Origin of the sequence: Serratia proteamaculans (assembly GCF_949794035.1) — a bacterium.
GTDB lineage: Bacteria > Pseudomonadota > Gammaproteobacteria > Enterobacterales > Enterobacteriaceae > Serratia > Serratia proteamaculans.
Genome location: NZ_OX461105.1, coordinates 20391 through 41142 on the forward strand (window position 1 = coordinate 20391; position 20752 = coordinate 41142).

The window sequence follows — 20752 nt, forward strand, 5'->3', positions numbered from 1 at the left end:
TGGCGCAAGCCACAGTCACCCTTTCCCGCTTATGCCAAAATCCCTGTTAATTGTGCGTCTTTAACCGCAAACCGGTTGTTAAACTTCTGGCAAGGATGTGACCTATGAGCGAAATCGCCCTGACCGTCAGCATGTTGGCGTTGGTGGCCGTTCTCGGGCTGTGGATGGGTAACTGGAAGATCTATGGGGTGGGACTGGGCATCGGTGGGGTGCTGTTCGGTGGCATTATCGTTGGGCATTTCGCCCAGAGTTGGCAGCTCAATCTTAACGGCGACATGTTGCACTTCATCCAGGAGTTCGGCCTGATCCTGTTCGTGTACACCATTGGTATTCAGGTCGGCCCGGGTTTCTTCTCTTCCTTGCGGGTCTCCGGACTAAGGCTCAACGGTTTCGCCATTTTACTGGTGTTGGTTGGCGGGGTCGTTGCTGCAGTGGTTCATAAGCTGTTTGCCGTGCCGCTACCGATCATCCTGGGTGTGTTCTCCGGGGCGGTCACCAATACCCCCGCGCTTGGCGCCGGGCAGCAAATTCTTACCGATTTGGGGTCTGACCCGGCCCTGGTCGATCGCATGGGCATGGGCTACGCCATGGCTTATCCGTTTGGCATCTGTGGCATTCTGCTGGTGATGTGGCTGATACGCCTGTTTTTCCGCATTAATATCGAGCGGGAGGCGCAGGCGTTTGAAAGCAGCCTGGGCAACCAGCGCGAACTGCTGCACACCATGAACGTGGCAGTGTGCAACCCCAATCTGCAGGGAATGGCGATCAAAAATGTGCCGTTGCTGAACGGTGAGGACATCATCTGTTCGCGGCTGAAACGCGGCGATTTGCTGATGGTGCCGGCCCCGCTCGAGAAGCTGGAACTGGGCGACTATCTGCATCTGGTGGGTAAGCGCGAAAGCCTGGAAAATGCCCGGCTGGTGATTGGCGAGGAGGTCGACGTTTCGCTGTCAACGCGCGGTACAGAGCTGCAGGTGGTGAGGGCGGTGGTGACCAATGAGAAGGTGTTGGGCAGTAAAATCCGCGATCTGAACCTGAAGCAAAAATACGACGTGGTGATCTCGCGCCTCAACCGTTCCGGTGTCGAGCTGGTGGCCGGCAGCAATGTGACGCTGCAATTTGGTGACATTCTCAATCTGGTGGGCCGACCTGAATCGATCGAGGCGGTGGCAGCGATTGTCGGCAACGCCCAACAGAAGCTGCAACAGGTGCAAATGCTGCCGGTGTTTATCGGTATCGGTCTGGGCGTGCTGCTGGGGTCGGTACCGCTGTTTATTCCGGGTTTCCCGGCGGCCTTGCGTCTGGGGCTGGCCGGTGGCCCGCTGGTGGCGGCGCTGATCCTCGGGCGTATCGGCAGCATCGGCAAGCTGTACTGGTTTATGCCACCCAGTGCCAATCTGGCATTGCGTGAATTGGGGATCGTGCTGTTTCTGGCGGTGGTGGGCCTGAAGTCGGGGGGCAACTTTGTGGATACGCTGATTAACGGTGAAGGGTTGGCCTGGATTGGCTATGGTGCGCTGATTACCGCTATCCCGTTGCTCAGCGTGGGCGTACTGGCGCGGATGGTGGGCAAGATGAACTACCTGACGCTGTCCGGCATGCTGGCAGGGTCGATGACCGATCCACCGGCACTGGCCTTCGCTAACGGTCTGCACCCGACCAGCGGCGCTGCCGCGCTGTCCTATGCCACGGTTTATCCGTTGGCGATGTTCCTGCGCATCATGTCGCCGCAGTTGCTGGCGGTACTTTTCTGGGCAATGTAAAAAACTGGGCCATGTAAAACGACGGGGCGCCACTCGTGCGCCCCCTTTTACCTATCAACCCGCTTCCTGGTGCGCGCGTTCGATCTCTTCCGCCAGGATTGCCACGCCACGCTCAATCTTCTCCGGATCCGGCACGTAGTTCATCCGCATGCACTGATGGGTATGCGGCCATTCGTGTTCCAGCCCCGGGAAGAAGTAGTGACCCGGTACCATCAGCACGCCGCGTTTTTTCAGGCGCTGATACAGCAGTTCGGTGGTGATCGGCAGATCCTTGAACCACAGCCAGAGGAAAATCGCCCCTTCCGGTTTATGGATCAGGCAGCGCTCCGGCGACAGGTAACGGCGAATAATCTCGATAGTGTGCTCGACACGCTGTTGGTAAAACGGGCGGATCACCTCGTTTGACAACCGCAGCAGGTCACCGCGTTCAATCATTTCCGTGGCCATCGCCGGCCCGATGCTGCCCGGTGACAGGCTGATGATACCGTTCATGTTGGTCAGGGCGCTGATGGTCTTCTCATCGGCGATCACAATGCCGCAGCGTGAGCCGGGCAGGCCGAGTTTCGACAGGCTCATGCACAGAATGATGTTAGGGTTCCACAGCGGCGTCGCGTCGCTGAAGATAATGCCGGGGAAGGGCACGCCATAGGCGTTATCGATCACCAGCGGAATATTGCGCTGTTGCGCCAACCGATCGAGCTTCATCAGCTCTTCGTCGGTGATCACGTTGCCGGTGGGGTTAGTCGGGCGTGATACGCAAATCATGCCGATATCATCGCCGATGTTCAGGTGTTCGAAATCAACGTGATACTTGAACTGGCCTTCCGGCAGCAGTTCGATGTTGGGCTTGGCCGAGACAAACAGCCCTTCGTCCAACCCGGCATCGGCATAGCCAATATATTCCGGTGCCAGCGGGAACAACACGCGACGGCGGCTGCCGTCGGCATAGCGACCGGCAAACAGATTAAACAAGTAGAAAAACGCGCTCTGACTGCCATTTGTCAGTGCAATATTCTGTGGTGAGATCTGCCAGCCCAGTTCGTCGCGCAGCAATTTGGCCAGCGCTTTCAGCAGGGCGTCTTTGCCCTGCGGGCCGTCATAGTTACACAGCGCCTCGGTCAGTTTGCCCTGGTCGAGCATCTCCTGACACAACTGTTTGAAGTAGCTTTCCATCTCTGGAATTTGCGCCGGATTACCGCCGCCAAGCATGATGGCACCGGGGGTGCGCAGGCCTTCGTTCAGGTCATCCATCAAACGGGTAATGCCCGCGTAACGGGTAAATTTGTCGCCGAAAAGTGAAAAAGTCATAGGTGCAGCTGTATTGTTTTTAGCAGGTAATCCCCCACCATACCGCCAGACAATTTTCGGTGCAATGCGGTTCACAAAACAACCACCGGGAGTAAATTTCACCCGATGGTTATTTAACAGCATATTCCGCTGAATTAATCTGACCGATCGCCGGCCCACACCACCATCACCTTATCGTCGCCGAGCCGGCGGCTGAAGGCGTAATAGTGCGACGTTTGCTGCGACTGCTGGGTGCCGGCACCGATCGCCGGATGGCGGGCGCGGAATTGTCCCAGACGCTGCCAATGGGCCAGCAGGGGAGCTTTGTTGCCCTGCAGTTCGCTCCAGTTCATGTCGGAACGGGTACCCTGCAGCGGATCCGAACCGGTCGGGCCAAGCTGACGGCCACTTTCATCACCGTAGTAAATCTGTACCGCGCCGGGGGCCAGCAGCAGCAGATCGGCGGCGCGCTGTTGCAGCGGCAGCGACCCTTTGGCGTCACTGGCGAAGAACAGCCGGGTATCGTGCGAGGAGATATAACTCAACACATTGAAATCCTGTAGCTTGTCGGCCATCTGTTGATAGGTGGCATCGATGCTGGAGAAGCAGCCCAGAGCCTGCGACGCCTGATCCTGGAAATCAAAATTGATCATCGCGTCGAAACCGCTCTGGTAATAGTCGCTTTTCATCACGCCATGTCCCCAGGCTTCGCCGGTCATCCAGAATGGGGCGTTATCCAGCGCCTGCTGCGGATGAGCGGCTTTCCACTCGGCCAACGCCGCCGTGGCACGCTGTTTCAGCAGCGCCAGGGTCGGTTTCTCAACGTGCTTGGCGGTATCGACGCGGAAGCCGTCAATGCCGTAGTCGCGAACCCATTGACTGAGCCAGGTGGTCAGGTAGTCGCGGGTAGTGGCACCGGGAATATCCTGTGCGGCAGTATCGGGTTTGTGGCGATAAAACAGCGGCAGACCGCTGGCACCGGGCGCTTCAGTTTTGATGTCCGGGAGGAAGGCCAGCGACATGGTGAGGTCGTCATAGCCCGGCGAGTCGTAGTCGCCGATATCGGTGCGGATCCAGTTTTTGCCCCACCAGGCGTCCCAACCGGCCTTATCGCTGAAGTTGATGTAATCATTGAAGCTATGCCAGTTTTGGCCTGCGGCCGGTCGCCAGTCCCCCCAGTTTTTACCCAGCGTTTTTTCGATCTCCGCGCCTTTCAGATACAGCGAGCCGAACTGGAAGGTCTGCATATCCGCCAGCGTGGCGTAACCGACATGATTGACTACCACGTCAAACAGAATGCGGATCCCGCGCTGGTGCGCCTGCTCAACCAGTGTACGCAGATCCTGCTCGCTGCCCATGTTGGCATCGAGTCGGGTCCAGTCCAGCGCGTAGTACCCGTGATAGGCGTAATGCGGGAAGTCGCCCTTGGTGCCGCCACCGACCCAGCCGTGGATTTGCTCCAGCGGTGAACTGATCCACAGCGCATTGACGCCGAGCTGTTGCAGGTAATCGAGCTTTTGAGTGAGGCCGGCCAGATCGCCGCCGTGGAAGGTGCCTATTTCCTGCATGCCGTCACTGCGGCGGCCGTAGCTGTGGTCATTGGCCGGGTTACCGTTCTCAAAGCGGTCGGTCAGGGCGAAGTAGACGGTGGCGTTGTGCCAGTTGAACGGGGCGGCTTTCTCGCTGCTTGCCGACTCCAGCAACAGTAATCCTCCGCTGCCTGCGGCGGGTTGCAGGGTGACTTTGCCCTGGCTGACCTTCGCCGTTTGGCCAGAATAGAAATCACGCAGCGTTTCGCCTTCGGCAAAGGTGCCCGAAACGTCAAGCGTGAGCGGCTTGCCGTCCCAGCGTTGGCAGGTGTGTGCCACCGAAGCGGTGGCGGTTTCCGGCGCTGTTTTCAGGCTGAGCTGCAACGTCGGCGTTCCGCTGCGGGTATCGATACGCACCTGGTATTCACCGGCGCGGAACAGCCGCCAGTTAACCGGCGGATTATCGCCGCAGGGCTGCAGCGACAGGGTTTGATTCAGTTTGGCCGTGGCCGTTGGCTGCCAGCACTGTTGGTCCTGGTAAATCTTCAGCGGCAGTTCGCCCTTGGGCAAGGTGGCGTGGCTGGTGAACAGGCCGCTGGCGGATTCGTCAAAGGCCGGGAAGCTTTGCAGCGTCCAGCTCGCCATTGCCGCCGGTGACAGCAGCATCAGCAGGGGAAGGGTCAGGCGTTTCATGGCTCTCCTTACGCGTGGCAGGAAGCGTTTTTATTGTAGGGTAATGTCCAGTGTGACTAATGATGAAAAAATAGCCTCATCCCGGCGGGGAATTTCGGGGGGAGGAGAAGGAAGGGGGAGATCCTGGGCTGTCACTCGGTGGTTTTTTAATCTATATTACAATGTATACATTGTAGTGTGAGGTGACCTATGAGCGTGATGTCTGTTCGATTACCGGAAGATCTCAGTGAACAGCTTGAAGCCTTGGCTAAGGCGACCGGCAGAACAAAATCCTTTCTGGCTGGGCAGGCTATTCGGGATTTCATCAGCCGTGAAGCCTGGCAGATTGCTGAAACTCAACAGGCAATCCTTGAAGCAGAAAAGGGGGATTTTGTTTCTGACGATGAAATGCAGGCTCGCTTCAAGCGGATGGGGGTGATGAATAACGATGAAAATTAAATGGCTAAGGAAAGCCGCAAGCAATTTTGATGATGAGTACGATTGGTTTTACCAAGAGAGTCCTCAGGTTGCGACCCAATTCGCCAGGGAGGTTTTTCGTTTAGTGAACTTGCTGGTAGCCAATCCGGCCCTGGGCAGGGCTGGAAGGGTAATGGGAACCCGGGAAATTGTGATGAAAACCTTTCCCTATCTGATCCCGTACAGAATTAAAAACAATGGAATACATATTCTCAGGGTATTCCATATGCGGAGACGCCCGCCGAAAAGAGCGTGGTAATTTTGAATGGATGCCAGTTATTACTCCACTGGCATCCATGACAGTTACTTTTTCAGTAGTTGCGGGTTAACGCAGTTTTCTTTGACTGTGCCGGTCAATGCGGCAATCAGGTTGTCGACGGCGCATTCGGCCATACCGTAGCGGGTCTCATGGGTCGCAGAACCAATATGCGGCAGCGCGACTACGTTTGGCAGCTTCAGCAGCGGTGAAGACACGTCCAACGGTTCTTTTTCGAACACGTCCAGCCCGGCAGCGTGGATAGTGCCGTTTTGCAGTGCTTCGATCAGTGCCGCTTCGTCCACCACCGGGCCTCGACCGGCGTTGATCAGAATGCCGCTCTTTTTCATCTTCGCTAATTGTTCACGGCTGATCATATGGAAGGTTTCATCGGTCAGCGGCAGCGTAATGCAGATGAAATCGGATTCGGCCAGCAGGGTATCCAGATCGCAACGGCGGGCGTTAAAACGTTGTTCCGCTTCTTCATGAGTACGGCGCGCGTTGTACAGCACCGGCATGCCGAAACCGAAGTGCGCACGTTGCGCCAGCGCCAGCCCGATCCGCCCCATACCGAGGATACCGATGGTTTTATGGTGCACGTCGACGCCAAACCAGTCCGCCCCGATACTGCCCTGCCATTCGCCGGCTTTCACCCGCGCGGCCACTTCCACTACCCGGCGTGCCGTTGCCAGTACCAGACTCATGATGGTATCGGCGACGGTTTCGGTCAGCACGGTCGGGGTATGCATCAGCAGCACGTTATGGGCGTTAAGCGCGTCAACGTCGAAATTGTCGTAACCGACGGAGATGGTTGAGGCTGCACGCAGTTTGGGCGCCTGCTGCAGGAAAGCCTCATCAATTTTGCCGCCGGAACCGATGATCCCTTCCGCCTGTTGCAGTGCCTGGCGCAGCTCATCGCGGTTTTCCGGGTTCAGGCCGTCGAAGGCGTGCACGGTGAAGTGCTGTTCCAGCCGTTCACGCAGGTCGGCGGGAATGCTTTTGTATAAAACGATAGAAGGCTTCATCACGAACTCCAGCAAGCTAACGATTAGGACGTTGGGTATCCAACATAACATAAAGCAAAAAGGGTGAAGGGCGCAGTGCCCGTCACCCCGGTCATTCAGGCAGATCAGGCCAGTTGTGGTTGGGCCTCGTTGCGAGCGGGCTTGACGATTAGCGTCAGCACCACCGCCACCAGCAGGGCAATGGCCATAAACATATAAGAAGCTGCCGGGCTGCCGGTAGCGCCGTTCAGGTAACCGACAAACCACGAGCCGAAGAAGGAGCCCAGCGCACCCATACTGTTGATCAGCGCCATGGCGCCACCGGCGACGTTTTTCGGCAGCATTTCAGGAATGATGGCGAAGAAAGGTCCATAAGGGGCGTACATGGCGGCACCGGCAATCACCAACAGGGTGTAAGAGACCCAAAAATGGTTGGCACCGACGGCGTAAGAGCCGAAGAATGCCAGCGCGCCAATCAGCAACAATGGCCAGACGAACAGCTTGCGGTTTTGCATTTTGTCCGAAGCCCAGGATACCAGGATCATGGCGATAGTAGCCGCCAGGTAAGGCACCGCCGACAGCCAGCCGGCTTCCACCATACCCATCTGCATGCCGCTGCGCAGAATTGAAGGCAACCACAGCACGAAGCCGTACACACCGATACTCCAGGCAAAATACTGCGCGCACAGCAAAATCACGTTGCGTGAGCGGAAGGCTTCACCGTAGTTACGCACCGCTTTAATGCCTTTCTGTTCTTCTTCCAGCTGTTGCTGCAACGCCAGCTTTTCATCATCGTTCAGCCATTTGGCCTGCGCCGGTTTGTCTTTGGCCAGCACCCACCAGCAGAAGGCCCAGATCACCGCCGGAATACCTTCAAAGATAAACATTTCACGCCAGCCATAGGCGTGGATCAGGTAGCCGGAAACCACCGACATCCACAGCACCGTTACCGGGTTACCGAGGATCAGGAAGGTATTGGCGCGTGAGCGTTCTGATTTGGTGAACCAGTTGCTGATGTAAATCAACATCGCCGGCATGACTGCGGCTTCCACCACGCCGAGGATAAAGCGGATAGCGGCCAGCATGGGGATATTACTGACCATGCCGGTCAGTGAGGCGCAGGCACCCCACAGGATCAGGCACCAGAAAATCAGTTTTTTAACGCTGCGGCGTTCGGCATAGATCGCGCCGGGGATTTGGAAAAAGAAATAGCCGAGGAAAAACAGCGCACCCAGCAGCGATGACATGCCTTTGGTGATGCCCAGATCGTCATTGATGCCGGCGGCCGAGGCAAAGCTGAAGTTGGCTCGGTCGAGATAGGCCAGGCTGTAGGTGATAAACACGATGGGCATGATGTACCACCAGCGTTTAGCCGCGAGAGTCGCTTTGTTCATGTTCAGATTCCTCAGTGTTCTCTCAACGCGTCCTGGTTGTAGGGCCAGAGGTACACGTCATGCAGAGAAGTCGGTTAACCGATTATGTTTGTTATATTTATTCAGCCAGTGCCGCGCGGGTCGGCAAGCCTTCACTGTCGCCGATAGCCTGGATCGCCAGCGAGCCGATTTTGTTGCCGCGTTGCACCGCCTGTTTCAGCGTTTTGCCTTCCAGCAGGGCGCTAATGGTCCCGACGGCAAAACCGTCTCCCGCCCCTACGGTATCCACCACGTTGCTGACTTTGACGGCCGCGACGGCCGCCTGATCGCCGGCTGCGGTTTTAAACCAGGCGCCGTCCGGGCCGGTTTTGATGATCACCGCCTGCACGCCGTGTTCCAGGTAAAAATCGGCAATGCCTTCCGGCGTTGATTGGCCGGTGAGGATTTGTCCTTCTTTCAGCCCCGGCAGCACCCAGTCGGCGGCAAACGCCAGCTTGTTCAGCTGCTCGATCATCACCTGTTGGCTGGACCACAGCACCGGACGCAAATTGGGATCAAACGAAATGGTTTTGCCCATCGCACGCATTTCACGTGCGGCGTGGTGACACAGCGCCAGCGACTGGCCGGACAGGGCCGCGGCCACGCCACTCAGGTGTAGATGGCGAGCGGAACCGAAGTAATCGCGGTTGAAATCGTCCGCCGAAAGATGACTGGCCGCCGAGCCTTTGCGGAAATACTCCACACTGGGATCGGTACCATCGGTGGTTTTAGATTTGATCTGAAAACCGGTCGGGTAATTGCCGTCTACCGTCACCTGCTGGGCGTTAATGCCTTCTTTTTTCAATTGTTGCAGGGTGAAACGGCCGAAAGTGTCGTTGCCGACGCGGCTGACCCAGCCGACGTTCAGGCCCAGACGTGCCAGACCGATCGCCACGTTCAGCTCGGCACCGGCAATGCGCTTGGTGAAGGTTTCCACTTCCGCCAGGTCGCCGGTTTGGGTTGCCACAAACATGGCCATGGCCTCACCCAGAGTGACGACGTCCAATGGCGTGCTATGTGCGGTTGTCAGCATTTTCATGATGTTTTACTCCGCGCGCAGCAGGTTAACGTAGTAGCGGGTCACTTCTTCCAGACTGTCGCCCTGCAACGGGAATTCAATGCCGCGTGGCGCATCCAGTGGCAGGCGGGTCAACAGCTCACGCCATTTACCGTCACTGTCATCCAGCGCCACGGCGCGCCAGCCGCGCAGACCATGGGTGGCGGCCTTAACGTGGACATAGCTGACGTGGCGAGCCAAACGCTCCGCAGCGGCGAAGGCGTCTTGCCCCACCCAGTGCCAGTTGGCCATATCGAAAGTCATGCTGACCGGCAAACGGTTGGCTTCCGCCGCGTGGAAAAAGGCATTGAGCAGCGACAAAATGCCACAGTCAGGGGTCTGGTCATTTTCAACCACCAGGCTGACCGGATGCTGCTCCAGTGCCACTTTCAGTTCGGTAAAATCGAAGCCCGGCTGGTAGTGGCCCAGGGATAATTTTAACTGGCGCGCATTCAGCGTCTGGGCTTCCGCCAGCAGCGCCGGCAGGTTGGGGTTCAACGTATGCTGTGGGGTAAACAGGGCTTCGGGTGCGGAGTAAACGACGAACAGGTGCTGCTGTTCGATGGCCTGAGCCAATGCCGGCAGGCTCTGTAGCTCCTGGGCAGAAAACAGTTCGCGGCGGATTTCTACGCCGTCGGCGCCTGCACCGGCGATGATCGGCAGTAAAGCGGCCTGGCCGCCGAGCTGTTGGACAGTATCGGTGCCGTAGGCGCCGGTCACCACGATAATTTCTCTGGTCATTTTTTTGCTCCTGAGGTGGCGTTATTCCCACCGCTGCTGTTAAGCACAAGTTAAATGGTACCGGTTCCAGGCGAAAGCGACAGAATGTAAAAATATGATCGCAATCACGAACCTGAGCAAAAAATAGTCTGAATAGGGCGTTGCAGAAGCGCCGTAAGCCGCGCTCCTGCCGGAGAGAAGGGAATTATCGGGTGGTAGAGCCGCGCACGATCAGTTCGCCGGGGAACATCTGTTCGCTGATTGGTGTACCCAGGCCCTGAATGCGTTGCACCAGTTGCTCAAGTGCGGCATGGCCCATTTGATAGGTGGGCTGTTTCAGGGTGGTGATGCCCACCCCGGCCAGTTCGGCCCATTCCAGCTCGTCAAACCCCAACAGGCCGATATCGCTGCCCCACTGAATACCCAGACGGCGCATGGCGCGCGCCACCTGCAAGGTCAGGGCACCGTTGGCGGAAATCACTGCCTTGCGCATACCGCGATGACGGGTGTTGAAGTCACCGATCACGGCTTCCAGTTGCTTAACGTCGTTAAGCGGTGTTTCAGCCTGTTCGGCCAACAGCCCGGCATGTTGCGCCATGGTTTGGTTGAAGGCATGCAGCCGTTCCAGCCGGGTATTGACCGTGCCGATCGGCTCGCTGAGAAACAGAATGGCTTCGAACCCCTGTTGCAGCAGGTGTTCCGTGGCAATCGTCGCCGCTTCGTGATTGTCGAGGCCGACCACGTCGCAGGCGAAATCATGAATTTTGCGGTCGATCAGTACCATCGGCAGCATCGATTGTTGCAGCGTCGACAGCGCCTCTTCGCGCATGCCAACCGCGTTGACCACGATACCCTCAACCCGGTAGCTGCTGAGCAGTTGCAGGTAGTGCTGCTCCTGATTGACCTCGTTATTGGTATTACACACCAGCAGGGTAAAGCCGTGTTGGCGGCAGGCCGCTTCGATGCCGCGCATCACGTCCACCGAGTAGGGATTGGTGATATCGGCGATGATCAGGCCAATCAGGCGCGTCTGTCCGCCCTTCAGGCTGCGTGCCATCTGGCTTGGCCGGTAGTCGAGCTGGAGGATCGCCTGTTCAATACGCTGTTTGAGATCGTCAGAAAGCAGGTGCTGCTCACCATTCAAATAGCGCGATACGCTGGTTTTACCGGTCTTGGCGGTTTTCGCCACATCGCTGATGGTGGCTCGCCCCGAGGCGCGGATTGCCTTAACACTGCTCACAGCCGATCTCCCCTGTGGTTAATTGCCAAGGAGACTAACACACCCGACGCGGAGCCGGAATGTTGAATGGCAGAGTGCCGGGGGAATCAGAAACGGCGGGGCATAGCGCCCCGCACGGGATTACTGCAGCGGGCTGAGGGTGATCTCAACGCGGCGGTTTTGCGCCTTGCCTTCTGCGGTGCTGTTGGAGGCGATCGGATTATCCGGACCGGCACCTGAGGTGCGAACGCGGTTGGCCGCTACGCCCTGGGTGATCAACGCGCTGCCAACGCCGTCGGCACGTTGCTGCGACAGGGTCATGTTTAGCGCACGGGAGCCGGAGCTGTCGGTGTAGCCGATCACGTTAACCGCGGTTTTCGGGTATTCCTTCAACACCATGGCCACGCCGGTCAGGGTGTTGGCACCCGCCGGTTTCAGGGTGGCGCTGCTGCTGTCAAAGGTGACGTTGTTTGGCATGTTCAGCACGATATTGTCGCCCTGACGGGTCACGCTAACGCCGGTGCCTTTCATTTTGTCGCGCAGTTTGGCTTCCTGCACGTCCATGTAATAACCGGCACCGCCGCCCAGGGCTGCACCGGCCGCTGCGCCGATCAGTGCGCCTTTGCCGCGGTCTTTTTTCGACGAGGACAACATGCCGACGCCTGCGCCCAATGCCGCGCCGATCCCTGCGCCAATGCCGGATTTACCGGCTTCAGATTCCCCGCTGTACGGGTTGGTGGTACAGGCTGACAGCGTGAGCGCCAGGCTCACCGCGCCGGCAATAATCGCAATGCGTTTTTTCATGTTTTATCCTTTGTGGCATCAAAATCTGTGTGCGTCAGTCCAAGCTGGGGGACGCTAAAAAAACCGTGGCCGCCTGGCATGCCAGATTGCGGCGCTACTATGACGCGTATCCTCTCCGGCAGTTCCGGAAAAAAACGTGACAAATTATAAGCGGCTCACGGGCTGCGCCTGTTATCCGGCAAAACGGAGGGGAATACCATGCAGCGGATTCTGAATTGAACGCACCCCGGTGCGGGATGCGTTGTTTTTAGCCAGAAGTGACAAAAATCAAACGGTGGCGGACCAGTTCATGATCAACGTATAGGCTTGAGTTTCTTCATTTAACAGGCGCTGGGTCACCTGGAAACCCTGCTTGTGGTAGAACGCACAGGCGCGCAGATTCTGCTGATAGACCTCCAGGCTCAGCCGGGGGTAGCGCTGTTGGACATGCGCCATCAGTGCCTGACCGACGCCACGGCCGTGAAACGCCTGGTCAACAAACAGCGCGCCAATAAAGCGTTGATCCAACACGCTGATAAAGCCGACGATCTCCCCTTGATGCCAATACGCCCAACTGTGTGCTCGCGGCAGGTAGTTCTCCCGTACCAGCGTTGCGCTTTCCAGCCAGTAGCTTTCCTTCACGAACGGATGGGCAGCGATGGTACTGGGCAGCCACAGGGCCATCAGCCGCGGCAAATCGACCGGCTGGCAAGGGCGGATCGCTATGGCTTTGGGTAGCAGAGGCAGCCTGTCAGATGATCGTTCACCAGCCCGCTGGCCTGCATAAAGGCATAACAGGTGGTAGATCCGATAAATTTGAAGCCGCGTTTCTTCAGCGCCTTGGACATGGCGTCCGAGCGTTCGGTTTTCGCCGGTACCTCGCTCAGTTGTTGCCAACGGTTGAGCAGCGGTTCGCCGTCGACAAAGGTCCAGATAAAGCTGACGAAATCTTCACCGGCGGCTTCCATCGCCAGATAGGCCCTGGCGTTGGCGATAATAGCTTCAATTTTGCCCCGGTGGCGGATAATACCGCTGTCCTGCAGCAGCGTTTCCACCTCTTGCTCATCGATCGTTGCCACCCGCTGAGGATCGAAATTGTGGAAGGCGCGACGGTAGTTCTCACGCTTTTTCAACACGGTGATCCACGAAAGCCCGGCCTGTTGTCCTTCCAGACAGAGCATTTCAAACAGTTCACGCGCATCGGTGGTCGGCGCTCCCCATTCCTTGTCGTGATATTCGAGGTATAACGGATCTGCCGTCACCCAACCGCAACGTTCATTGACCATAATGACTGTCCTTGTGCTGTGTTTATTTACAGTAAGCATCGCCCGAAGTGGTGAACTTGGCAAGCCCCTGATTGTTTTATCATCAGCCGGCTTGACGTGGCGAAAAAGCCAGCAATATTTACTAGATGGCCGGCACTAAAAAAAGGCCAATGATAAAAGTGGTTTTCCTTCATTTGCTGGCTCTCAGGAGTCTATTCATGCCTCTAAAAATAACGAGTATGCCCCGCCCGGCGGTGCTTGCAGTGGCGATATTATGCAGTATGACCACCCCGGTGCTGGCCTACGACCAACTCTACGTCTTTGGCGACAGTCTGAGTGACACCGGCAACAATGGCCGCTTTACCTACGACAGCAATAAGCACCTGTTGTATGACGAAGTTTTGGCGCAGCGCATCGGTGCCGCGCTGGTGGCCTCGGATAACGGGGGCGACAACTATGCCGCCGGTGGTGGCGTGGCCGTGCCGGCGCTCAACCCGGCGGATAACACTCAGGATCAAGTCCAGAGCTATCTCAATCGGGTCAATGGCCGGGCTGATGGTGACGGACTGTATATTCACTGGATTGGCGGCAACGATTTGGCGGCAGCGGCGTTAAACCCGACAACCGCGCCGGGTGTGGCCTACAACAGTGCCGCGGCCGCCGCAGCGCAGGTTCAAACTTTGCTGAATGCCGGTGCCGGTACGGTGATCGTCCCGACGGTGCCAAATATTGGTTCTACGCCGCAACTGATGGAGCTGATTATCCAGCAGGCGCTGACCCCGGTGCAAAACGCGGCGGTACAGGCGGCCTATGCCACCCTTAATACATTGGCTACGCCGGATAACGACCAGCGTACCCAGGCCATCCACCAGGCGCTGACGGCTGCAGCGGCGCAGGGCAGTGCCATCCCGCAGGTGCAGCAGGCGATTGCGGCACAGTTGATTGCCGCCTTTGACAACCTGAGTGCTCAGGCCGGGCAACTGACTGATTTTTACAACCAGAGCGAAGACCGCCTGCTGGCACAGGGCAGCGGTAATATCGTCCGGGTCGACGTAAACAAGCTGTTTAGCGAGGCGATTGCCAACCCGGCGCAGTTTGGCTTTACCAATACCGCCGGTATGGCCTGTCCGCCGGGCGTCTCTTCCGCCGTGTGCAGTTCTGCCACGCCGGGTTTTGACAGTAGCCAATCCTATCTGTTTGCCGACCATTTCCACCCCAGCCCGCAGGCGCATCAACTGATTGCCGATTACATTCAGGCGGTACTGGACGGCCCAGCGCAGGTGGTGGCGCTGAATCAGGCGACGGCGGCCATGGCGCGCGACAGCCGCGCCACCCTCGACAGCCGTTTCCAACAGTTACGTAACGGTGATAATCCGCAAGGCGCGCTGGGCGTGTTCGGCGGTTATGCCGGGCAACACTATGACTATTCGTCCAATCTGGCAGCCGGTGACGGCAACGCCACCACCCACAATCTGACGGTCGGGGTGGATTACCAGTTGACCGATGGTTGGTTAATTGGGGCGCTGATTTCCGGCTCCAATGACGATCAGCAACCCTCCAGCCGCTATGACTATAAGGCGCGTGGCCTGCTGTTTTCGGCCTTTACCGCTCTGGATGTGTTTGAGCACGGCTGGGTGAATGCCGATTTGCATTACGCGACGATGGATTACGATGATATTCGCCGCAGCATGCAGCTTGGGGCGTTAAATCGCACCGAAACCGGCAGCACCGACGGTAAACAGTGGGGCGCACGGGTCACCGCCGGCTATGACTTCCCGGTGACCTCTTACCTGACCACCGGACCGATGGCGCAGTTCGCCTGGGATTACAGCAATGTCTCCGGTTACAGCGAGGACGGCAACGACAGCACCGCCATGCGGTTTAACGACCAGACCTACCATTCGCAGATTGGTGCACTGGGCTGGCGGTTAGACAGCAACTTTGGCCTGTTTAATCCGTATGCCGAGGTGAGCTATCAGCATCAATTTGGTGATGATGTTTATCGAGCCGGCGGCGGGTTGAAATCCACACAAACCTCTTTCACCCGCGACAGTGCCAATCAGGATAAAAACTGGGTGGATGTGACGCTGGGGGCGAACATGCCGCTGACCGATCAGGTGGCGGCGTTCGCCACCGTTTCACAGACCGGTGGCCTGAGCAGCGGCGAACAGTTTATGTATAACGTCGGCGTCAGCGCTCGGTTCTGATGGGTTGATATCTATCTCAGGGCCCTGAGATCGGGCCCGTAACCGATACAGATTGGTGCAATGAATCGTAGTTATAACGATGACGTACCTGACATCTGCATGACAGCATATTGATAATGGATGGCTGAAAAGTGCGAGTTTATTTATGAGGGATTAACCGATTTGCTACGGCTTATTGGTGGTACTGAGTGGGTTGAAACCAACGCTATAATGCGGTAATCACCGCTCTCCATATGAGAAAATACAGTGTGTGACTGTACTTTAGTACAACTATCATTCGAGTTTGAAAGACTTTATTGTTACCCCAGAAAAACAAGACACACATTACAAAAAAAAACTGATCCTGAATCAGGATCAGATAGCCAATTTGGCCAACACCAGGGAAATAATATTTAAATATTATTGTTTTCTATATTTTGATTGTCAATTTCTTTCTTTCACCCTGTCATTTGATGGGGTGAGGAAGTTATTGGTTTTTTGCCCTTGATAGCGAATGGTTTGCTTCTCTTCGTATTTACTCGTAATGCCTGCCTGGATATGTAGCTCCCTTGTTTATTTTGTTATTAAAATTAACATTTCAATCATCTGAATGCTTTGGCAGTTAATTATCGGAATTTCTCCTTGTTTACCCAGATTTGCCAAGTGTTCTGGTGATGATAGCCAGGCTTTTAATCTAATTAAATTAACGCACCGTGATTAACTTTATTGTGTAAATAAAGTTGAGTGTCGTTTTAAATTATCTTTTTGGATCATATTATTTGGCGGCTTTCTCAGTTATGCCATAAGTAGTTTTTATGTTATACTTTTTATTTATGATGGACTTTCATTTTTCAAGGAGACGATTGAGTGTCAAATTCATTCTTCAATAATGAAATTATTAACACCTCCATAAAAAACGATTTGGAAGCTAAACTTAGCGAATATAGTAATGTGAAGTACGCCTATGCCATAATGAATAAAAGAAATCCGGCGAATTTTGCGATAATTTCGAACAGAACGGAATGGTTTGAGTTTTATACAGATAATAACTATCAGTTTATTGATCCTGTTCTGATTACTGCCTCACGTCGCATTACACCTTTCTCCTGGGATGAAAATATAATGATTGACCCAGGGTTAAAGCTGCCAAAAATTTTTGACATGGCGAAAAATTATAATGTAGTTAATGGCTATACATTTGTGCTGCACGATCATAATCATAATTTGGTGGTGCTATCTATCATGATTGATAAGCATTGTGACGATAATATAGAAGAGAGAATAACGGCTAACCAAGACAAACTCCAAATGCTGTTAATTACTACGCATGATAAACTCACTACGTTTTACAAGGAAATCAATAGCCCCACCTATTTTGACAAAATGAATAATAAAGAAATATTCTCGAAGCGAGAGAATGAGATAATTTACTGGGCAAGCATGGGGAAATCCTATCAGGAGATTGCATTAATCCTGGGGATCAAACTCACCACAATAAAATATCATATTGGTAATGCTGTCAAAAAACTGGGGGTTACAAACGCCAAGCATGCTATCAGGCTAGGCGTTGAGCTACAGCTCATAAGACCCGTGCTGCCTGACGCGGAAGGCTAATGGCCAGGCGTCGCGATCCGGAGTTAAGCCAGGATGGGCCAAGTTGATGCGATCGATCAATATCTGCTGGTTACGATCGTCAACCGGCATATAAATAAGATAGATACGCTGGTTTTTCTCTGACTGTCCTTGCTCGACCACAGATATTTCCCAACCGGATCTTTGGAAGATAATTAGCATGGGGTGGCTAATAATGGCATAGATCCCCTGGTAACCGTAATTTCTTGCATAATTTATCATTGATAAAAATAGTATTGAACTGATGGGTTTCTTTTGCAGTTTCAACGTCTGAACACGCTCTTTATCGATAAAGAGTCTGCTGGCTTCAATGTAATTATCTTCCGGAATATCTATTTTGTTAAAATAGGATTTAAACGTTCCGGTGATCATGTTGTTGTATTTTGTTTCTATAAATCGCAGGCTGCAGATCACCATGTTGTCATACATGCCAAACAGATAGGTAGTATGATTGTTATCATACTCGTCAAACTCCATGTTGTTTTCACAATTCACAATCCAGTCGAGACGATCCTTAAATGTTCTCTTTCTTAAAGAGAATAATTCTTTCGATCGGTTATCCGACAGTAGATTGTAATCTACATCAAAAACTTCTATCATTTCTACATCTTCCATAATCGAATTTTAAATTTAATTACGTCTTGCAACATTGTTAATGTGCGATAGGTAATCCTACCAGAGTCAAGTCGGCAAGTAAATTTTTAGCCTTAGAGATAAATGATTGATAGATGCTTGTTATAATCGAGGGTTTCTTTCCTGTTGATAATGATTATTTTAATCTGTGCATCGTTTGTTTACTAATTATCCCTGCAATGTTTCACCTGAGGATGTTTTTATAAGCACTATTATTGCCGGTATGTTATCAATCGCGTAGATAATAGATTCGCTATTGTCGGCGGGTAGCAAAATTAACTTAACTCGACATGCGTTAATCTGACGGCATCCTTGCCTCATGGTTTTGTTGTTATCGCTGCGCTGCGTGCTGAATACCACGATGGTTCACAAGCGAGCTGTCGGCCCCGATCTTTCTTTCCGGCTGCAGCAAGGTCATGCACAGCATGCTGCAGAAAGACACCACGGCGGTGGCTAAGAACATGGCGCCATAGCCGTGGTGTTGTGCCAGCCAGCCGCTCAGCATCGGTGCGGTGATCGAGGCAATATTGGCAATCGCCAGCGTCATACCGCTGTAGGCGCCTACTGAAGCCTTCGGTGTGACGTCGATCACCACCGACCAATACACATTATTCACCAGCGCATTCAGCGCATTACCCAGTGTCATCAGCAGAATGATTTCGGTCGGCGTGCTCATAAAGGGGATCAGCAGGAAGCAGGTGCCGGTCAGCAGCAGCGTGACTGCCGCAAACAGATTACGGGCCAGCCGCAGGTTGCCGAAGCGTCTCAGCAGCGCATCGGCGATGCGACCGCCGAGCAGAACGGTGAAACAGGCTCCACTCCACGGGATCATCGCCACATACCACAGCGAGTGCAGATCGTAATTAAAGGTGTCTTGCAGGTATTTGGGCCCCCAGGTGACCAGCACAAAAGTGACATAGAGGAAAGAGAAGTAACCCAGGGCGTTAAACACCAGCGTACGGTTGGTGAAGAAAGCCCACCACGGCAGCCGTGGTTGTTGACTGTCTGCGTCCTGATCGGCGCTGATGGCTGCCAGTTCGGTTGCGTTGACCTCCGGATGCTCTTGCGGCGTGTCGGTGAAGAAGCGGGCAAACAGCAGAATGGCGAGCAGCGAGAACAAACCCAGCAAAATAAACATGCTGCGCCAGTCATCGGTCAGCAGTAGCAACCCTACCGCCAGCGGAGCGGTCAGCAGCGATCCCACCTGGGTGCTCAGCAACCCGATACCCAATGAAAACCCACGCTCTTTACGCGGTGCCCAGTTAGCGATGGTTTTGTTCATCAGCGCATAGGCCGGCCCTTCGGCAAAACCGAACATGATACGCAGTGCGGCGAAACCCATGATTGCCGAACCCCCGAACAGCGCTACCCCCAGTTCACCCGCCCAGGCGGTGGCGATCTCCAGTAGCGACCACAGTGCCCCGGCGATCAGCCAGACCTTTTTGGTGCCGACGCGGTCGGCCAGAAAGCCTCCGCACAGCGAACCAAACAAATAGCCAAAGCCGAAGTAACCGAGTACGGCACCCAACTGGGCCTTGTTGAAGTTGAATTCACGGGAGATATCGTTGGCGGCGAAGGAAAGCGCACCGCGATCGACGTAGTTGATCAACGCAATAAAGAACACCATGGCGAAAATACGGTAGCGATAGCGGCTGTCGGTTAAGGCGGTAGTCATCAGCGAACCTCCTGAAATGTTGATTATCAGGACGCTAGCAAGGTTAGTGCCACTCTCGGCGGCCAGGGAGGGCAGGGGCTCGTTATGTATCCGCAGCGTGAAACCGTGCCATGCGGGCGCATTTGCCCCATTTCAGTGCGTAAAACCCCGCGCTTCTTTGATGATTCGCACTTGTTGCCGGATTCGGGCTGTATATCTTACGGTCAACGGGTATACTGGCGCATCCCATTTAAATCCACTTGTATCGCGTGCGAATTCAACATGCAAAAGTTTGATACCAAGACCTTTCAGGGCCTGATCCTGACACTGCAGGACTATTGGGCGCGCCAGGGCTGCACCATCGTTCAACCATTGGACATGGAAGTCGGCGCGGGAACCTCACACCCGATGACCTGCCTGCGCGCACTGGGCCCGGAGCCTATGGCTACCGCCTACGTGCAGCCATCCCGCCGTCCGACCGACGGCCGCTACGGTGAAAACCCGAACCGCCTGCAACATTACTATCAGTTCCAGGTGGTGATTAAGCCGTCACCGGACAACATTCAGGAACTGTACCTGGGCTCGTTGAAAGAGCTGGGTCTGGATCCGACCATTCACGACATCCGTTTCGTAGAAGATAACTGGGAAAACCCGACGCTTGGCGCCTGGGGCCTGGGCTGGGAAGTGTGGCTGAACGGCATGGAAGTGACGCAGTTCACTTACTTCCAGCAGGTTGGCGGCATGGAGTGCAAACCGGTAACCGGCGAGATCACCTACGGTCTGGAACGCCTGGCGATGTATATCCAGGGCGTGGACAGCGTCTACGATCTGGTGTGGAGCGACGGCCCGCTGGGTGTGACCACCTATGGTGACGTGTTCCACCAGAACGAAGTGGAGCAGTCTACTTACAACTTCGAATACGCCGATGTGGACTTCCTGTTCTCCTGCTTTGAGCAGTACGAGAAAGAAGCCCAGTCGCTGCTGGCTCTGGAAAAACCACTGCCGCTGCCGGCTTACGAACGTATTCTGAAGGCCGGCCACACCTTCAACCTGTTGGATGCGCGCAAGGCGATCTCGGTGACCGAGCGTCAGCGTTATATTCTGCGTATCCGCACGCTGACCAAAGCCGTTGCCGAGGCCTACTACGCTTCTCGCGAAGCGCTGGGCTTCCCAATGTGCAAAAAGAACAAGAGCTAAGAGGCA

At 55.0% G+C, this 20752-nt stretch carries 18 protein-coding genes; 6 read left to right on the plus strand and 12 right to left on the minus strand.

Annotation, left to right across the window (positions count from 1 at the left end):
- The first annotated feature begins 104 nt into the window (after window positions 1-104).
- Window positions 105-1763: a putative transporter gene (locus QOT07_RS00100; protein ID WP_085115180.1), complete on the plus strand. Its 1659-nt coding sequence runs from the start codon at window positions 105-107 to the stop codon at window positions 1761-1763.
- A gap of 54 nt (window positions 1764-1817) precedes the next feature.
- Here QOT07_RS00100 and QOT07_RS00105 read toward each other — a convergent pair whose 3' ends face one another.
- Complete coding sequence (locus tag QOT07_RS00105) at window positions 1818-3071, minus strand: valine--pyruvate transaminase (RefSeq protein ID WP_261259993.1); 1254 nt, start codon at window positions 3069-3071, stop codon at window positions 1818-1820.
- Between the two features lie 134 nt (window positions 3072-3205).
- Window positions 3206-5272 (minus strand): alpha-amylase, encoded by a 2067-nt coding sequence (locus QOT07_RS00110; RefSeq protein ID WP_283602375.1) that lies wholly within the window; start codon window positions 5270-5272, stop codon window positions 3206-3208.
- Between the two features lie 189 nt (window positions 5273-5461).
- On the opposite strand from QOT07_RS00110, the gene QOT07_RS00115 reads away from it, so the two are divergent.
- Window positions 5462-5710 (plus strand): CopG family ribbon-helix-helix protein, encoded by a 249-nt coding sequence (locus QOT07_RS00115; protein WP_085115185.1) that lies wholly within the window; start codon window positions 5462-5464, stop codon window positions 5708-5710.
- On the plus strand, window positions 5700-5987 hold the full coding sequence (locus tag QOT07_RS00120; protein WP_283602376.1) for a type II toxin-antitoxin system RelE/ParE family toxin: 288 nt from the start codon (window positions 5700-5702) through the stop codon (window positions 5985-5987). The genes QOT07_RS00115 and QOT07_RS00120 overlap by 11 nt, the downstream gene beginning before the upstream one ends.
- A gap of 44 nt (window positions 5988-6031) precedes the next feature.
- On the opposite strand, the gene ghrB is transcribed toward QOT07_RS00120, so the two are convergent.
- The 8 genes from ghrB to QOT07_RS00160 form a co-directional block, all read right to left on the minus strand.
- Entirely contained in the window at window positions 6032-7009 is a 978-nt protein-coding gene (gene ghrB, locus QOT07_RS00125; protein WP_283602377.1) for a glyoxylate/hydroxypyruvate reductase GhrB, read from the minus strand.
- A gap of 104 nt (window positions 7010-7113) precedes the next feature.
- Window positions 7114-8382: an MFS transporter gene (locus QOT07_RS00130; RefSeq protein ID WP_112349451.1), complete on the minus strand. Its 1269-nt coding sequence runs from the start codon at window positions 8380-8382 to the stop codon at window positions 7114-7116.
- Between the two features lie 97 nt (window positions 8383-8479).
- Window positions 8480-9439 carry a sugar kinase gene (locus QOT07_RS00135; RefSeq protein WP_283602378.1) on the minus strand — a complete coding sequence of 320 codons (960 nt, stop codon included), beginning with the start codon at window positions 9437-9439 and terminating at the stop codon, window positions 8480-8482.
- 6 nt (window positions 9440-9445) lie between these two features.
- A complete protein-coding gene (locus tag QOT07_RS00140) occupies window positions 9446-10198 on the minus strand; it encodes a sugar phosphate isomerase/epimerase family protein (protein WP_283602379.1) in 753 nt (250 codons plus the stop codon).
- 184 nt (window positions 10199-10382) lie between these two features.
- Complete coding sequence (locus QOT07_RS00145) at window positions 10383-11399, minus strand: LacI family DNA-binding transcriptional regulator (protein ID WP_129937809.1); 1017 nt, start codon at window positions 11397-11399, stop codon at window positions 10383-10385.
- Window positions 11400-11537: 138 nt separating this feature from the next.
- Entirely contained in the window at window positions 11538-12200 is a 663-nt protein-coding gene (locus tag QOT07_RS00150; RefSeq protein ID WP_099065701.1) for an OmpA family lipoprotein, read from the minus strand.
- Window positions 12201-12467: 267 nt separating this feature from the next.
- Window positions 12468-12926: an N-acetyltransferase gene (locus QOT07_RS00155; protein WP_129937810.1), complete on the minus strand. Its 459-nt coding sequence runs from the start codon at window positions 12924-12926 to the stop codon at window positions 12468-12470.
- A complete protein-coding gene (locus QOT07_RS00160; RefSeq protein WP_207978710.1) occupies window positions 12902-13465 on the minus strand; it encodes a DNA-3-methyladenine glycosylase I in 564 nt (187 codons plus the stop codon). The genes QOT07_RS00155 and QOT07_RS00160 overlap by 25 nt, the downstream gene beginning before the upstream one ends.
- 197 nt (window positions 13466-13662) lie before the next feature.
- Between QOT07_RS00160 and QOT07_RS00165 the strand changes: the two genes are divergently transcribed.
- A complete protein-coding gene (locus QOT07_RS00165; protein ID WP_283602381.1) occupies window positions 13663-15651 on the plus strand; it encodes an autotransporter outer membrane beta-barrel domain-containing protein in 1989 nt (662 codons plus the stop codon).
- An 846-nt stretch (window positions 15652-16497) separates the two neighbouring features.
- Window positions 16498-17244 (plus strand): helix-turn-helix transcriptional regulator, encoded by a 747-nt coding sequence (locus tag QOT07_RS00170; protein ID WP_283602382.1) that lies wholly within the window; start codon window positions 16498-16500, stop codon window positions 17242-17244.
- Here the strand turns inward: QOT07_RS00170 and QOT07_RS00175 are convergent.
- Both QOT07_RS00175 and QOT07_RS00180 read right to left on the minus strand, forming a co-directional pair.
- Window positions 17203-17862, minus strand: a complete 660-nt coding sequence (locus QOT07_RS00175; protein WP_283604262.1) for an acyl-homoserine-lactone synthase — start codon at window positions 17860-17862, stop codon at window positions 17203-17205. The two genes, QOT07_RS00170 and QOT07_RS00175, sit on opposite strands and share 42 nt — an antisense overlap.
- A 364-nt stretch (window positions 17863-18226) precedes the next feature.
- Window positions 18227-19570: an MFS transporter gene (locus QOT07_RS00180; protein WP_283602383.1), complete on the minus strand. Its 1344-nt coding sequence runs from the start codon at window positions 19568-19570 to the stop codon at window positions 18227-18229.
- Between the two features lie 261 nt (window positions 19571-19831).
- Between QOT07_RS00180 and glyQ the strand changes: the two genes are divergently transcribed.
- Window positions 19832-20746 carry a glycine--tRNA ligase subunit alpha gene (gene glyQ / locus QOT07_RS00185; protein ID WP_012004542.1) on the plus strand — a complete coding sequence of 305 codons (915 nt, stop codon included), beginning with the start codon at window positions 19832-19834 and terminating at the stop codon, window positions 20744-20746.
- Window positions 20747-20752: the final 6 nt, after the last annotated feature.

Bases quoted from the DNA above. Each gene is read 5' to 3' on its own strand.
- QOT07_RS00165 (WP_283602381.1), top strand. From the start codon at position 13,663: ATGCCTCTAAAAATAACGAGTATGCCCCGCCCGGCGGTGCTTGCAGTG.
- QOT07_RS00110 (WP_283602375.1), bottom strand. From the start codon at position 5,272: ATGAAACGCCTGACCCTTCCCCTGCTGATGCTGCTGTCACCGGCGGCA.
- QOT07_RS00105 (WP_261259993.1), bottom strand. From the start codon at position 3,071: ATGACTTTTTCACTTTTCGGCGACAAATTTACCCGTTACGCGGGCATT.
- glyQ (WP_012004542.1), top strand. From the start codon at position 19,832: ATGCAAAAGTTTGATACCAAGACCTTTCAGGGCCTGATCCTGACACTG.
- ghrB (WP_283602377.1), bottom strand. From the start codon at position 7,009: ATGAAGCCTTCTATCGTTTTATACAAAAGCATTCCCGCCGACCTGCGT.
- QOT07_RS00135 (WP_283602378.1), bottom strand. From the start codon at position 9,439: ATGAAAATGCTGACAACCGCACATAGCACGCCATTGGACGTCGTCACT.
- QOT07_RS00160 (WP_207978710.1), bottom strand. From the start codon at position 13,465: ATGGTCAATGAACGTTGCGGTTGGGTGACGGCAGATCCGTTATACCTC.
- QOT07_RS00100 (WP_085115180.1), top strand. From the start codon at position 105: ATGAGCGAAATCGCCCTGACCGTCAGCATGTTGGCGTTGGTGGCCGTT.
- QOT07_RS00180 (WP_283602383.1), bottom strand. From the start codon at position 19,570: ATGACTACCGCCTTAACCGACAGCCGCTATCGCTACCGTATTTTCGCC.
- QOT07_RS00120 (WP_283602376.1), top strand. From the start codon at position 5,700: ATGAAAATTAAATGGCTAAGGAAAGCCGCAAGCAATTTTGATGATGAG.
- QOT07_RS00130 (WP_112349451.1), bottom strand. From the start codon at position 8,382: ATGAACAAAGCGACTCTCGCGGCTAAACGCTGGTGGTACATCATGCCC.
- QOT07_RS00140 (WP_283602379.1), bottom strand. From the start codon at position 10,198: ATGACCAGAGAAATTATCGTGGTGACCGGCGCCTACGGCACCGATACT.
- QOT07_RS00175 (WP_283604262.1), bottom strand. From the start codon at position 17,862: ATGATAGAAGTTTTTGATGTAGATTACAATCTACTGTCGGATAACCGA.
- QOT07_RS00150 (WP_099065701.1), bottom strand. From the start codon at position 12,200: ATGAAAAAACGCATTGCGATTATTGCCGGCGCGGTGAGCCTGGCGCTC.
- QOT07_RS00115 (WP_085115185.1), top strand. From the start codon at position 5,462: ATGAGCGTGATGTCTGTTCGATTACCGGAAGATCTCAGTGAACAGCTT.